This window comes from Paenibacillus hemerocallicola (assembly GCF_006265175.1).
Lineage (GTDB): Bacteria > Bacillota > Bacilli > Paenibacillales > NBRC-103111 > Paenibacillus_AB > Paenibacillus_AB hemerocallicola.
The window spans coordinates 1-14,021 of the sequence record NZ_VDCQ01000054.1 but is presented as its reverse complement, the minus strand read 5'-3'; the positions used below and the strand labels follow the sequence as shown (position 1 = coordinate 14,021).

Here is a 14,021-nt window from a genome sequence, read left to right as displayed (position 1 = left end):
TTCGACTTCCTGCAGCTTACGGCATCATCAGCTTCGCCAGACGTTTCGGAGCGGCCCGCAAGTACGCTTCCTTGAGCAGATCCCCGAGCATGCTCCAATCTTGCGGATGCTTCACCGATACCCAGCCGTGATGGCCGATGTACGGCGTTTTGAAGAAGCCTTCCTGCTGGAGCAGCAGCTCCTGGGTTTCGCGGTCCGATTTGAACGACAATCCGGCGCCGCCCCCCTCGCTTTCGCCGAGTCTTGCAAACGATTTGCCGTTGACTTGGAACACCGTATGGCCGAAACCGTCGATTATCTCTTCCGCTTCCGGAAGAGAGCCGCATATGCGGCGCACCTGCTCGAGCATTTCGGTCCCTTCCTTCGACTTCATGCTTTTATCGTGCTCCATCATCGAGCCTCCTGTCGTTTATGTACGGCTTCCGGCCATGCTTGCCAGCTTATTGACCGTCTGCCAGTTGCGGGTCGTGGCCGTAACGCCGAGCTTTTTCTCCAGAAAATTGTTGGAAAACAAAGATTTGCCGTATTGGCCCCGGCAGCGAATATATACTTCGCGTCCGTCCGCGCGATATTCGTCCACATCGCTTTGGAACGAAGCCAGCACGTCAAAAGCTTCTGCAGTCGGCTCCTCGGACAGAAAGGATACATATAGTTTGCCGTCTTCCGGCGACTCCATATCGCCAAAAGGATTTTGCGCGATCGTTCGCTCCAGCTCGCTTTTCGTTCGGACGACTACGTCGACCTCGTAGCCGAGCTCTTCCTTCAGCTTGGTTTCGATGCTTCGGCGCACTTGGTCGGCGCTCTGCTCCTCAGCCTCGAACAGAACGTTCCCGCTCTGGATATAAGTCCTCACTTGGCTGACTTGCATCGACTCGAAAATGCTCTTCAAGCGGTCCATCTTGATCAGCTTTTGTCCGTTTACATTAATCCCGCGCAGCAGCGCTATGTAGGTTTCCATACTCATCGGCTCGTCCTCTCTCCGCTATTCCCGAATACCGCCTCCATCTTGCGGGCGGCACTATTCTATCCCCATTATCGTCTATTTCGGCTGACAAATACAGTCGGCAAACAGAGCATGATCGGTCGGGACGAGCTTCCATGCGCTTCAGCCGGCGGAACGGCAACAAGCAGCCGTTTGTTGCAACGGCTGCTTGAGCTTGCATCGTATATCGTTACTCCCCGTATGCCCGCACTTCCACGATTTCCGCATAGCCGCTGCCGTTCGTCGCTTCTACGACAATTCTCAGCCGCTCCGTCCGGATCGTCTCGGCCAGCAGATGCACGCGCTTGCGCTTCCGATTGTCCGTCTCGCGAAGCAGCGTCCTCCATCCGTTTTCGTCCCATGCCTCGATGCGGTAATCGCGAACGAGCTCGGGAATGGTCTCGAACGGCGTGTGGTGATGATGCAGGTTGATCAAATCCTCATTCACGTCGTCATTGAACGTAAGCTCGACCCGTTTCAACGAGACGCCTGCATCCCAATCCAGCTGCAGCCATTGTTCCGAGTCTGCGCCAACCCGTTCCGACATCCACTGCTGAGGACCGCCGTAAGGACGGCGGTAACCGCTCACCGCTTTAACCGGCGAATAGGCGGACGTCTCTCCCGGAGCGCGGAAGCAGAAAGGCTTGCGCGTTTTGCGCGCCATGCGCCACCTCACGACCGGCTGGTCCTGACGGTGATCCTCCAGCTGCGCGGATACGTGCGGCTTCCCTTCGCCAAAGAAGATCAGGACGCCGGACAACGGCTCGCTCGAATGGTGCAGCTGTACGGCTTCGTTCGCTCTGACGATGACGAACGCATTCTGCGGTTCGTCCGGCGTCCAGCTCAGCTCGAAGCGGACCCACTGCTTCTCTCCCGGCCGCACGTCGGCCGACGCCGACGCGCGCCGCGTGTGCGGCACGTAATTCTCCTTGCGGCCGGTATCCCACAGCTCGATCTCCACCGTCGTCGCCGCATCGGCGTCGAGCAGCAGCTCGAGCCCGTCCAGCCGCGGCTCCACGGGTAAGAGCAGCGCCACGTCGTTTGCGAGCCGGTGCCTCTCATCCCCGGCGTTCTCTACGGCGAGCCGGGCGAGCGTGCCGGAGGCGCTGCTGCGCGCTTGTCGGGCCAGATCGAGGCCGTCCGCATTGCGGAGGCCGACGATCGAAGCGTCCTGGCGCAGCAGCGTCTGCAGCAGCTCGCCGCGATGCGAGGCGTGCAGCTCGCGCGGCGTGACGCCTTTGGCCGCGCACAGCGCGGCGCCCGTGCCGGCGGCTTCGCCGATGACGGCGCACGTCGCCATGACGCGCGTCGTCCCGAAGGCAACGTGAGAGGCGCTGATGTCCCGGCCGGCCATCAGCATGTTGCGGACGTTGACGGAATAAAGCGAGCGGAACGGCACGTGATACACGCCGTCTATATGCAGATGCTTCGAACCGCTCTCCGTCGAGTACATGCCTTGCGGCGGATGAAGGTCGATCGACCAGCCTCCGAACGCGACTCCGTCCTCGAACTCCCGCTGGGCGATAATATCGTTCTGGTTCAGCACGTAGTCGCCGACGAACCGCCGGTACTCCCGTTTGCCCGGAACCGATCCTACCCATTCCAGCGTCATGTTCGCGGCATCGAATTTGCCGGAATTTTTGATGTAATCCCATATGCCGTAAATGACCGACCACAGCTCGTCGCGGATGCGCTCGTTATCGTGTACCGTATCCAGCTCTCCGCCCCATTCGATCCACCAATAATGGCAGCCGGAATCGCCGCTGCGGATGACGCGCCGGATCGGGATCGTCGTTTCGGTTATATTTTTCGCGAAGGAAGGCGGAACGTATTTGACCGGACGGCCGGCATCCTTCGTATAAAACAAAATGGTGCTGCCGAGCGTTATGTCGTCGGCAACCTCCGGCGCCCAATCCTCGTTGAACTCGTGGCGCGCTTCGCGGCCGATGCGGTACTTCGCCCCGGCCAGAAAGCCGACGAGCCCGTCGCCCGTACAATCGAGATAAACCGCGCTCTCGAAACGGATCCGCCGCTCGGAGGCCATCATCCAGCCCGTTACGGAACGGATCGTCCGGTCGTGCTCGTCCCCGTCCGCCTCCACCTCGTGAACGTCGGTATTGAGGAACAGCCGGATGTTCGGCTCCGCCTTCACCGCTTCCAGGACGACCAAATCCCACAAATACGGATTGCCGTCCGGATTTCTATACTGGTTCTCCACGAATAATTCGCCCATAATTCCCGTTTCCCGCGCATAGCGGTGTGTCCCGTGAGCGGTCGCGCCGCATACCCACACCCGTACCTCGCTGCTCGAATTGCCGCCGAGAACCGGACGGTTTTGCACGAGTGCTACCGTTTGCCCGAGCCTTGCCGCGGCAATCGCCGCACAGACGCCGGCCAAGCCTCCCCCGACTACCGTTATATCGGTTTGTATCGTTTCATTGCGCATGGTCAAAACCACCTTAGTCAGGTTATGATATATATAATTTCATCATACCAGCTCATTCTCGGCTTAAAATGCACGATTTGATCATCTTTCGTATCTTTTATTTCACCACAACAAGGAGAGTCTGCCATATGCCGGAAACGAACGGCGAAGGAAATGCCCAATCGGACGCCGGCGTCCGATTCGTTCCGTCCCCGCTTCGGCTGATTGAGCTGGAATGGAGCGTGCAGGACTATACGTACTGGGAGAACAAGCGGGAATTCGTCATGCCTGCGGACGTTTATCCGCACTGGTGCCTGTTCGCGGTCGAGAGCGGCTCGTTCTCGTATGGGATCGGCGAGTCGAAAGGAACGGCGGGAAGCGGCAGTCTCGTCCTTTGCCCGCCTTCCGTCGCCTTCATACGGACGATGACCACCTCGACCCTGTCGTTCCATTTCGTCCTGCTGAGCCGGAAAGAATCGCATTCCGCGGTAGCGGAAGACGACGAAGGCAGCGAAAACGCAAGCTCGAGGCTGCCCGTCATGTTCACGCCGGACAACCGCCAGCGTTTATTCGATACGTTCGACAAATGGAGGCGGATCGATACGCTGTCCATTCCCGATCAGCTTCCCCTGATCGGCCATTATTGGAACGATATTTGGAAAACATGGTGTCTGGAGCGTTCCGAAGCTCACTATCCCCGCGACGGCGCCCACAGCGAGGACGAATTGATGCTTAGGGCCGCCAAGCGGCTGGAGGAGCAATGCGCCGAGCCGTTCGGCGTCAAGGAGCTGGCGGATGAGCTCGGCTTAAGCTCCGTGCAGCTCATCCGCCGCTTTCGCGCGGCATACCGGGCCACGCCCGGCGACTATTTGACCGGCCTGCGGATGGAACGGGCGTGCCGGCTGCTTCGCGAAACCCGGATGACCGTCGAACAGATCGCCGCCTCCTGCGGTTATGCGACCGGCTACTATTTGAGCCGCCTGTTCGCCTCCCGGATCGGAGTCGCCCCGTCGGAGTACCGCAGGCGGCACCGGGTTTGATTGGAATTTCAAATGAAAAACCGACGCCCTGACGCAGGACGGCGGTCATTATCGTTCAAGAACAATACTTCACAAAATAATTTGTGTCATGTCGGTGTAGATCCTATGGAACAACCGATCGTTTTGCACCTTCAGCACCTGGATCAGCGTCGGGTTTCGGGCCACAATTTTGACGATGCCTTTCGCTTTCAGGATTTTGTCGAGCTGCTCGATCAGCAGGTTCAGGAACGGGTCGGACGCGCAAAAGGTTCGCCTCCGGGCGAGCCTTGCTTGTTCAACTCGGTTGCGGCATTTTCCGATGGAAACGGACAGACAGAAATAGTAGCATAGACATAGCAAGAAGCGGCGCGCCGCTGAGGGAAAGGCGGGATAATCCCATGAACAAAACGGACAGGATGCTCGCCATCGTGCTTGAGCTGCAGCGCAAGGGAACGCTTCGCGCCGCGGATTTGGCCGCGGTCTTCGAGACGAGCGTGAGAACGATCTATCGCGATGTGCAGGCTTTGTGCGAGGCGGGCGTGCCGGTCGTCGGCTCGCCCGGTCAAGGCTACTCCTTGATGGAGGGCTATTTCTTGCCTCCGATCGGCTTTACCGCCGAAGAAGCCGTTACGCTGCTGCTCGGGCTCGATATCGTGGAGCGGCAATTCGACGCGGCGTATCAAGCAAGCTCGCTTGCGGCGCGCGGCAAAATCGAGGCGATATTGCCGAAGGGAGTGCTGGAGGAATCGGTACGGATGCGGTCCGCTTGGAAGCTCGTGGATGGCGGGTCTCGGGCGGGCGGGGACGACCTTCTATCGGACAAGCTTTCCCGGCTCCGCCAGGCGGTTCTGGAAGAACGTCTCGTCCGTTTTCGCTATACGAAAGCGAAGCCGGGGGCCGATGGCTCAGAGCTGGAAAGCGTTCGCGACGCGGAGCCTTACGGACTCGTGAGTGCGGACGGATATTGGATTCTGGTCGCTTATTGCCGGCTGCGCGGGGACATTCGCCATTTCCGCATAAGCCGCATCGGCGAGCTGACCGTGCTGGATGAGCGCTTCCGGCGTCCCGCCGGCTTCGAGCTTCAATCGTATCGCCCGGTCGACGACCGGAACGTTTTCGTCCGTTTGCTGTTCCGCCCGGAGCTGGAGGCGCTGCTGCGGGAAAGCGACTATTTCTATATGCATGCGATCGAGCCTGCGCCGGAAGGAGTAAGGGTCACGCTGCGGGTTCGCCGGCCTGACGACGCGCTTCACTGGGTACTCGGATGGGGTTCGGGCGTTACGGTGCTCGAGCCGGAGCCGCTCCGGATCCGGGTTCGCCAAGAAATCGAAAACATGCTGAAACGCTACTGACATACAGCTGTCAGCAGCGATTTGCTACGATAAGCTCATATAACCCGAAAGGAGCCGCACGATACGATGAATACGAAACAATCGCTGGAGCAGTTGGAGGAGCTTGTCGATCTGTACACGCAGCAATTGGAGCGCTACGACATGGATCAATTGACCCGTACGCCGGAGGAGGGCGAATGGTCGCTGGGCCAAGTGTACGTTCATTTGATCCAATCGAGCTTGTACATGCAGCTTCGCCAAATCGAGGCATGCAGGGAAAGCCGCGGAGCGGCCGGGGTGAAAAATGAGCAGGGGCAAGCCGTATTTGCTCTGGGAGCCTTCCCACCGATCCGGATCCGGGTCATTTCCGAAGCCCATACGCCGAGTCAGCCGGAGAGCAAGATTCAGTTGGCCGACGGCTTGAAGGAGGTCGTCCGGCGGATGCGGGAAGTCGAGCCCGTACTGGAGCAAATTCCCGCAGAGCATACCGCGCCCCACCCTCGCTTGGGCGAGCTGAACGCGAAGGAATGGTACGTGTTGACCGTGATGCATTTCCGGCACCACCTCCGCCAAAAGGAGCGGCTGGACGCTTTGCTGCTCGGCTAATCTTTTAATCCCGAACGAAGGCGGCCGATGCCAGCTATTTTGCTGGTATCGGTTGCCTTTTCGCGCCTATAATGGAAGGAAGGCGGTGATTCCATGTTTCGGGATGAATGGTGGGGAGCGGGCCTGAACGCGGTTGTTTTTGCCGCTTCGCTGCTCTTGCTCGTGTTGTTTTACCGGAAGCGGCAGGAGGAAGAAGCTTGGCTTCCCGCGAAGCTGTTCGGCTATTCCGTATTGGGGGCGTTCACCTTCAGTCTGAACGAGCTGCGCCTTCCTCTCGGCTTCGCCGTATTTTTGCTGTTTGTAGTGGCCCGGCCGAAGTTGAACCGGGAAGCGAAGCATCGCGCGGCGTACCTCGGCCTCTGTTTGTTTCTGCTTCAGTGGATCGCGCCTTCGTTGGAGAAGAGCGAATACGAGCGCGTACGCATAGTCCCGGCTGCGGAGATGAATATGTACGATTTCGATTTCGCGGCTCATTGGAGCAGCGTCACGAAGAAATTTCAATTATCGGGGGAGACGAGACTGGAACGGTTCGAAGCCGGCTACAAGGCCGACGGGGCTTTGCTGCAAATGCATTATGAGGGGATCGAACGCCGACCCGAAGGAAACTATGATTTCTTCCGCATCGAGCTCGAGCCGGAGAAGACCCGATTCAAGATTTCCCGACGCCAGGTGAAGGAGTGGGTGCAATACGACCGATCCGTCTCGATCCGTCGCTTCTTCCGGCAGTTGGACGACACCGAATTGGCTTCCTTGAAGCCGGGCACCGATTTCCACTATTACGGCTTGCAAGCCGAAGGCTCGTCTTTCAACTATGGCATTAAAGAAGGCAAGAAATACGTACTGGAGGAGACGGGCGGCATTCGCGAAATCGACAATTCCTCGCTGCCGGTCCGAGGCTATTGGCTAAAGGCTTGCGGAGACCGATTGATGCAATCGTCCAACCGCGTCGGCTGCGAAGAACGCGTCGATTATTTATTCGATGCCGTCTTGGGCAAAACGAACAAGTGAAGCCGGCGGCGGCGCAGCCGCCTCTTCTCCTTTAGCGTCTCCTTTAGCGTCTCCGTTTGCTCTCTAAGCTCTCTAAACCCTCCATACTCTTCTCACTGTACTCTCTGTCTGTATCCTCTGTCTGTATTCTCTGTCTGTATTCTGTCTGTATTCTCTGTCTGTACTCTCTCTATACTCTCTCCATTACACCCATTTGTACTCTCTCTATAGGCCCTCCATGCTCCGGACTCACTCCCGACTCTCTTCCCTTAGCGGTTTGATCCCGTCAGGGATCGGACAGCCCGCTTCGACAAATTCGGCTTGGAACGTACCGCTGTAGCCGAACACCGGACCGAGCAGCGGATTTGTCACGTTCACCTCGATCTTGAACGCTTCCTCTTCGTCGTCGTACCATTCGCATACGTCCGCCGTACCCGATAGCTTCCCCGGAAACCGGAAATGAAGCATCCCTTCATAGAAACGCTGCTCGCCGGAACGGATGCGAATTCCTCCGTTCGGAGCCGGCCCGATATCGAGATCGACGGCCAGATGCTGCCGATCCCCCAAATAGTCGACAATTTTGCGTCTCTGTCTGCTGTAGATCATCGTAGCGTCGAACCTGCGGATTTTGCCGGGAAATCGGAATTTGCGAATCCAGCTCACCGTTTCCCTTCCGAACGAGTCCGTATAGGCATAATTTTCGATCGTGAACGGCACCCGCCTGCCGCCGGAAGGAAACATGATATGGCGTGCCGTCCCGATATACAGCGGCACAATAGCCCACTTGGCATACCAAATCCGGTCCATCGTTCCCCGCCCGATCGAGGCGGTCCCTTCGGCGCTCGACACGCCGAACCGTCTGCGGATTTGCGGATGAAGCTTGGCAAAATCGCTGCCCATCGCTTCCTCATATATGGATGGCATGAGTCCTCTCCTCCTTAGCAATCTTTGCCAGGACGCCTGCGGCAGCGACCTGCGGACGGCAATTGCTCCGACATGCACGCGACCGTGCCGTGCAGCCCCAGCATCGCTCCGCTCAATACGATGGGACTCATCGGCGACGCCCACAAATCCGGATCGGCCAAGAGCGCCGGAATAGCCAATACTACAAGCGCGGCTGCCGCCCATGCATGAACTCTCCGATCTTTGGAGCGTAACCCTATCAAGAGTCCGAAGCCCGCTTCGGCCAAGCCCAGTACCGCCAAAGCTCCGCGTTCCCATCCGGAGAACCATCCCGCGGCCCGGAGCAAGTCCAGCTCTCCGGCCTCCGGAGCGATCAGCTTCGGCACGATGCCCTGATACATCCAGAGCAAGGCGAGCAGCCATGCTCCGCATACGTGAACAAGCCACCGGCCGAATGAAACGGAAGGCGGTATGCCGCTTTCCAGCCACAGCCGCAGCCGGTCGAAGCTCCATGCCGTCGCCCAGCCGATCAGCGGGCGGAAAACCAACCGGTCCGCCAGGTGGCCGAGCGGTCCGAACCGGGTAGTATAATCGTAGCGGGTCATGAACGTGACCTTATCCTCATGCGGGATATACCGCCAAAATCCTCCGCCCTCGCGAATGAGCGATAGCGGGCTATCCGATCCGAAGCGCAGTACCGACGTTCTGCGACCTGACGCTTCTTCAATCGATCCGCGCGTAACACCCGATCCCTCGATACGCAAGCCGAAGCCGATCCGGGTGGCGTATAGAAACCGCTGCGGCTCATCGGGCGTCCTCTTGGCCAAATAACGGATTTCGGAAAATCGCAAATCCCATTTCTCGTGCATCTCCGGCGTCTGCGTCCGATTCCACAGCGCATCCATTCCGGCTCGTATATCCAGCTCGACGTATATCGTCTTGGCTTTGCCCATTGCTCTCTCCTCCGTCCTTACTCGAGAAAGCGGTCTTTGTTTTCCGGGGAAGGCAGCATGCAATGATCGCTGCGCCCGAACCAGCGGTAACGGTTGCGCGCGATATAGTCGTACACTTTGTCCCGGATCGGGGAGGGGACGACGATGAAGGCGTAGAGCAGCGGCCACGCGCCCCGCAGCCGTTTGACCACTTCCAGCCCCGCCCGGGATTTCATATAGATCCGGTCGCCTCGTACCAGCATGAACGTGTCGGGAGCGGGCAAGTCGATGTTATCCATCCCGCCGGCAGCAACCTCGCGGACGTTATCCTCTTCCCGTTGGCCGCTTCTTGCCGCAGACCTCATGCCCAGTCCCCGAAGGAACCGATTGCGGATAGCCGCGCCCGTGTCCGATCCGAGAGAGGCGAAACGAAACCGCCCAGCCGGGTCCCGCGCGATGACGAACCTGACAATGGCGCTGCACATCATGCATTCGCCGTCGAACAAAATGATATCAGCCTCTTTCGTGTTTTGCTCTGCCATGACCGCTTCCGCCTTTCCGGCCGCCCCGTACGTCCATTGTACATCCCGGCGGCCTCTGCGCTGCAGTTCCAATTTTCATGCAACGGTATGCAAAAAGGGTACTAACAATCGTAGTACCCTCTAGAAAAGGGAGCTGAATCCGACACAACTTGCCCCTTGCGGACTCCGTAGCGCCGCTTTGAGCATGGTGGGAGCCACTGGGGCGGGAAGCGGGTCCGATTTGGCCGCTTCCCCCGCCATAGCCGGGTATGTAGTGCTGATATCAGCACTATTCACGTTCGCGGGATGCTGCCTTCGCGGAATAAGGTTGATTTCAACCTTATTTTGTCCGACCGTCCCGATTCGGCGTGGCTTTCCCCCGCCTAGCCGGATATGTAGTGCTGATATCAGCACTATTCACGTTCGCGGGATGCTGCCTTTGCGGAATAAGGTTGGTTTCAACCTTATTCACTCACCCCTCACTCTTTCCTGACGTCCTCCATGGCGTCCCGCTCGCCGTTCCGGTCTATCCCGGCCGCGTCCTTGCGGTCCGACGCCCCGCGTTCAGTCGCCTCCGGCATCAGCCCGCCCCGACGCACCTTCTCCACCGCTTCTTTGCTGCTTTTAACACGGAGCTTTTTGAGCATTTTGTTCACTTGGTTTTTCAGCGTGCTCTCGGCTTTGAACAGCTTCCGGCCGATTTGCGGCTGGGAATACCCTTCCTCCAGCAGGCCGAACAGCTCCCGTTCCGCCCCGGTCAACGGCTGCAACTGCTCCTCGCGCTTCAAGCGGGCGAATTCCTTCAGCAGCGCCTCCATCGGATTCGTGCTGCGGAACGCTCCGCGAATCGTTTCGGGCAGCATCCGGTAGTCCGTCTTTAGCACATATTGCACGGCACCGGCGGTGAAAGCTTGAGTGATGATCGCTTCGTCCTCAAGCGACGAAAGCATGATGACCTTCGCTTGACGCAAATCGAGCAGCTCCATGGCGGCATAAATACCGTCCAAACGCCCCGGAGTCAGACATATATCCATCAAAGCGACGTCGAATGCGAGCGTGCCGGCGAGCCGTACCGCTTCCTCCCGGCTTGCCGCCGCTCCGACGACGAGCATGTCCTCTTCCTTGTTTAGGAATGCGGTCATCGCCTTGATCCAGTCCGCATCGTCCTCGACGATGAGCACTTTAATCGGATTCATTCCGCCGCCTCCTCTCTTCTCCACTCGGTTCACCCGAGGTTGACGTCCCCGTTGTCCCAGATATCCGCTTTTTCAACGGAAAAAGCAGCTTAACCGTCGTCCCCGCGCCTTCCTCGCTCTCCAACACGATCGACCCGCCGCTTTGACGCATCACTTGGTAGCAGTAAGTCAGCCCGAGTCCGAAATTGTCCCCGGACTTGGCCTTTGTCGTATAGAAAGGCTCCAGCACACGCGGGATCCGCTCCTTCGGAATACCCGCCCCGTTATCCCGGAACGAAAGCTCGATGCCGCGTTTCGTCTCGGCAATCCGTACGAACAGCCGTCCCCCGCCCTGCATCGCATCCATCGCATTGCTCACGATATTGGACAAAACCTCGCTTAAATGGACCCGGTCGCCCAGCAGCACCGGATCGCATTCGAATTTCGTTTCTATAGCGACCCCGTTGCGCTCCAGCACGGACGACATGCGGCGTAGCCATTCTCCCACCCATTCCGTCAGCCTGATCGGCCGTTCCTCCAGCACAATGTCCTGCGTCTGGCCGTGAATGCGGCCTACCATCCGCTTCATATGATCGGCCGACTTTACAATCAGATCGAGCTGCTCCGCCGTAACCCCGTCCTGCGGGGGGAGCGCGGCTTTGACATTTTCCGCGCACATCGAAATTTTGGCGATTTCGTTCTTGATTGTATGGTTCAGCATCGCCGTTCCCGAGCTGACTGCCGTCACCGCGCTTTCCAAAGGGTCCCGCTCGATTCGCACCTTGATTCCGAGCACCCCGGAGCCGAAAGCGAACGCCACCCCGGCAAGCAGCGAGTAGGCGATAAAGAAAGCAACATAATTGAAAAACCGGAAGCCCGGCTCCCACACGCTCGCCACATTAATTAACGCCGCAATCGCAATCAAGGTCGGCACGACCAGCACCGCGACAATCAAACGTTCTCTTCTTTTCCAAGGATTCCTTTCCCGTATGAAGGAATCGACCAGAAGCCAGCACGAAGCCCCATAATAAGGCACCGTCCATAGCAACAACAGCAGGAAAAAATCCTTTATCTCCGTTGCGACCATATATACCGCTGCCGTCGCGACCGGCGGGATCAGGAGCGTAGCCTTCAGCCACAGCTTGGCGCGTTGAAATCGTTCCGAGTAAACGATACAAAACACGAGCACGCCATACGGAGTAAGCGTATGGTTGACAACCTCGAGCGCCTTTCCTGCCAGCCGGAGCGGCTCCAGCCATGTCAGCGCGTTCTCTTGCAAGGCAAGCGCGGGCAGCGCATCCTCCCGAATGAATCCGGCCAGTCCGCCGACGCTGGCGAACAACAGGAACAAAAACGCCCATCGGTTGGCTTCGCGCCGCGGGTGCAGCCGGAACAGCACGACAGCGGCCGACAACAACGCCGCAGCATATACGAGCATGCTTCTCACCCTTTACGCCGATCTGGTGCAATTGCGCCGTTTCCACAACCGGCACATCGCCTTAGCACGATCATACCCCCGAATCGATCCCGGTTCAAGCGGACAGCCTTTAACCTATCTGGCCATGTAGCCCTCAACGGATTGGATGATACTAATTTGTCGCGGAGGTGGATACATGGATTGGATTAGCGAGCAGTTGGACCGCCTGCAAAGAAATTCGCAAACAAAACGGCCTTCCGCGAAACTCCGGAAAGCCGTTTGTTTTTATATAGACGCAGCTAGATTACCGTACAGAAAATACAGCCATCTTCACGCATACCGGCTTCGAAGCTTGTACCGTGTTCCCGGTATAGACGAGCTTGCCGGTTTCTTTGTCTACCCGGAATACGACGATGTTGTCCGAGTCCCGGTTGGCTGCCAGAAGAAAGTCTCCCTCGGGCGACAGTGAAAAATGCCGTGGATGTCCTCCACGCGTGGACGTATGCTCGACTAAAGTCAGCTTGCCCGTGTCCGCATCGATTGCGTAGACGACAATGGAGTCGTGCCCGCGGTTGGAGCCGTACAAATAGTTGCCGTCCGGGGAAACCTGCACTTCCGCAGTAGCATTTTCGCCTTCGAAACCGGATGGCAGTGTGGACAAGACCTCCAGCGTTTGCAGCGTACCCGCAGCGGCGTCATAACGGAACGAAGTTATCGTGGAGTCCAGTTCGTTGATCACATACGCATACGCACCGCTCGGGTGGAAAGCCAAATGCCGCGGACCCGCTCCCGGCTGCACCGCCGTATCCCCGTGGAACTCCAGCTTGCCCGCCTCCGAATTCAGACGATAGGCGCGGATGCGGTCCATACCCAGATCCGGCACGAATACATACCGGTTGTCCGGGCTGAAAAACGCGGAATGCGGATGCGGTCGATCCTGCCGCTCGGGATGAACGCTGCCGCCCTCGTGCTGCTTCGCGTCCAGCAGCTTGCCGATCGTCCCGTCCGCCCCGATCTCCACGAGCCCTACTTGCCCGCCCGAGTAACTCGCTACTACCAAGAACCGGTCGCCTGCATCACGCTGTATATGACAAGTCGTCGTTTCCACCGTACCGGCCCTGTTCAATTCCCGAAGCTTCCCCTGCACGGAATCGATGGCAAACGAAACCGCCGCCCCAAAGCGCCGTCCGTCCTCCAGCCTCTCTCCGATCGCGTACAGCCTGTTTTTCGCTGCATCCAGGTTCAAAAACGAAGGGTTTTGTACGCCCGATACCCGGTCCAGCTCCGTTAATCCCCCAGTCTCCACATCCATGTCGTATACATAAACTCCGCTGTCCGCAGCCTCTGCGTACGAGCCGACAAACACCAGCATTTTCTGCTTATCCGTCACGGTTCGTTCCTCCTCTATGTAAGCTTCCCTCTTTCCTTAAGAGTACACTTTTCCCCGGAAAGAAAGCAACCGAAGCCTGAAGAGCCCTGTTGCCCGCGATTCTTGGTCCCCCGATTATTATGAAGCCAACAGATGCCGAACAACCTTCGTGTAGAAAAACATCTGCGCCTGCGCAAGCTTCAATACCCGCCCCGTATGTACGAGCATACAAAAAAGAGCCCTTGACTGAAGCAAGGACTCTTCGCTTGACTTGTATATGCGGTCGGAGAGACTCGAACTCTCACGGGCGTACGCCCACTACCCCCTCAAGATAGCGTGTCTGCCATTCCACCA

At 58.1% G+C, this 14,021-nt stretch carries 14 protein-coding genes; 5 read left to right on the top strand and 9 right to left on the bottom strand.

The features are described from left to right. Positions 1–16: 16 nt before the first annotated feature. The 3 genes from FE784_RS29095 to FE784_RS29085 all read right to left on the bottom strand — a co-directional run bounded on the left by FE784_RS29095 (position 17) and on the right by FE784_RS29085 (position 3,428). Complete coding sequence (locus tag FE784_RS29095; protein WP_139605771.1) at positions 17–391, bottom strand: MmcQ/YjbR family DNA-binding protein; 375 nt, start codon at positions 389–391, stop codon at positions 17–19. A gap of 18 nt (positions 392–409) precedes the next feature. Beyond that, positions 410–964, bottom strand: a complete 555-nt coding sequence (locus FE784_RS29090) for a DUF1697 domain-containing protein (RefSeq protein ID WP_246132239.1) — start codon at positions 962–964, stop codon at positions 410–412. Positions 965–1,172: 208 nt separating this feature from the next. Further along, entirely contained in the window at positions 1,173–3,428 is a 2,256-nt protein-coding gene (locus tag FE784_RS29085; protein ID WP_139605770.1) for an FAD-dependent oxidoreductase, read from the bottom strand. Positions 3,429–3,556: 128 nt separating this feature from the next. Here FE784_RS29085 and FE784_RS29080 point away from each other — a divergent pair, with 128 nt between their 5' ends. From FE784_RS29080 to FE784_RS29060, 5 genes are all read left to right on the top strand, one after another. Continuing rightward, positions 3,557–4,447 carry a helix-turn-helix domain-containing protein gene (locus tag FE784_RS29080; RefSeq protein WP_176706613.1) on the top strand — a complete coding sequence of 297 codons (891 nt, stop codon included), beginning with the start codon at positions 3,557–3,559 and terminating at the stop codon, positions 4,445–4,447. Then, positions 4,448–4,777 (top strand): hypothetical protein, encoded by a 330-nt coding sequence (locus FE784_RS29075; protein ID WP_139605768.1) that lies wholly within the window; start codon positions 4,448–4,450, stop codon positions 4,775–4,777. It abuts the gene before it with no gap. A gap of 47 nt (positions 4,778–4,824) precedes the next feature. After that, positions 4,825–5,778, top strand: coding sequence for a helix-turn-helix transcriptional regulator (locus FE784_RS29070; protein WP_139605767.1), 954 nt, complete (start codon positions 4,825–4,827; stop codon positions 5,776–5,778). 66 nt (positions 5,779–5,844) lie between these two features. Next, the gene (locus FE784_RS29065) at positions 5,845–6,363 is read left to right on the top strand and encodes a DinB family protein (protein WP_139605766.1); all 519 of its coding nucleotides are present in this window, start codon (positions 5,845–5,847) and stop codon (positions 6,361–6,363) included. A gap of 93 nt (positions 6,364–6,456) precedes the next feature. Then, positions 6,457–7,371, top strand: coding sequence for a hypothetical protein (locus tag FE784_RS29060; RefSeq protein WP_139605765.1), 915 nt, complete (start codon positions 6,457–6,459; stop codon positions 7,369–7,371). Between the two features lie 228 nt (positions 7,372–7,599). Here the strand turns inward: FE784_RS29060 and FE784_RS29055 are convergent, their stop codons facing one another. The 6 genes from FE784_RS29055 to FE784_RS29030 all read right to left on the bottom strand — a co-directional run bounded on the left by FE784_RS29055 (position 7,600) and on the right by FE784_RS29030 (position 13,688). Continuing rightward, positions 7,600–8,274, bottom strand: a complete 675-nt coding sequence (locus tag FE784_RS29055; RefSeq protein WP_139605764.1) for a DUF4166 domain-containing protein — start codon at positions 8,272–8,274, stop codon at positions 7,600–7,602. Between the two features lie 14 nt (positions 8,275–8,288). Next, positions 8,289–9,206: a DoxX-like family protein gene (locus FE784_RS29050; RefSeq protein WP_139605763.1), complete on the bottom strand. Its 918-nt coding sequence runs from the start codon at positions 9,204–9,206 to the stop codon at positions 8,289–8,291. A 17-nt stretch (positions 9,207–9,223) separates the two neighbouring features. After that, positions 9,224–9,727, bottom strand: coding sequence for a thiol-disulfide oxidoreductase DCC family protein (locus FE784_RS29045; RefSeq protein ID WP_139605762.1), 504 nt, complete (start codon positions 9,725–9,727; stop codon positions 9,224–9,226). A 458-nt stretch (positions 9,728–10,185) separates the two neighbouring features. After that, on the bottom strand, positions 10,186–10,902 hold the full coding sequence (locus tag FE784_RS29040) for a response regulator transcription factor (RefSeq protein WP_139605761.1): 717 nt from the start codon (positions 10,900–10,902) through the stop codon (positions 10,186–10,188). Then, a complete protein-coding gene (locus FE784_RS29035) occupies positions 10,889–12,319 on the bottom strand; it encodes a sensor histidine kinase (protein ID WP_139605760.1) in 1,431 nt (476 codons plus the stop codon). Before FE784_RS29035 ends, FE784_RS29040 begins: the two co-directional genes overlap by 14 nt. A 283-nt stretch (positions 12,320–12,602) precedes the next feature. Further along, the gene (locus tag FE784_RS29030; protein WP_176706612.1) at positions 12,603–13,688 is read right to left on the bottom strand and encodes a lactonase family protein; all 1,086 of its coding nucleotides are present in this window, start codon (positions 13,686–13,688) and stop codon (positions 12,603–12,605) included. Positions 13,689–14,021 lie beyond the last annotated feature (333 nt).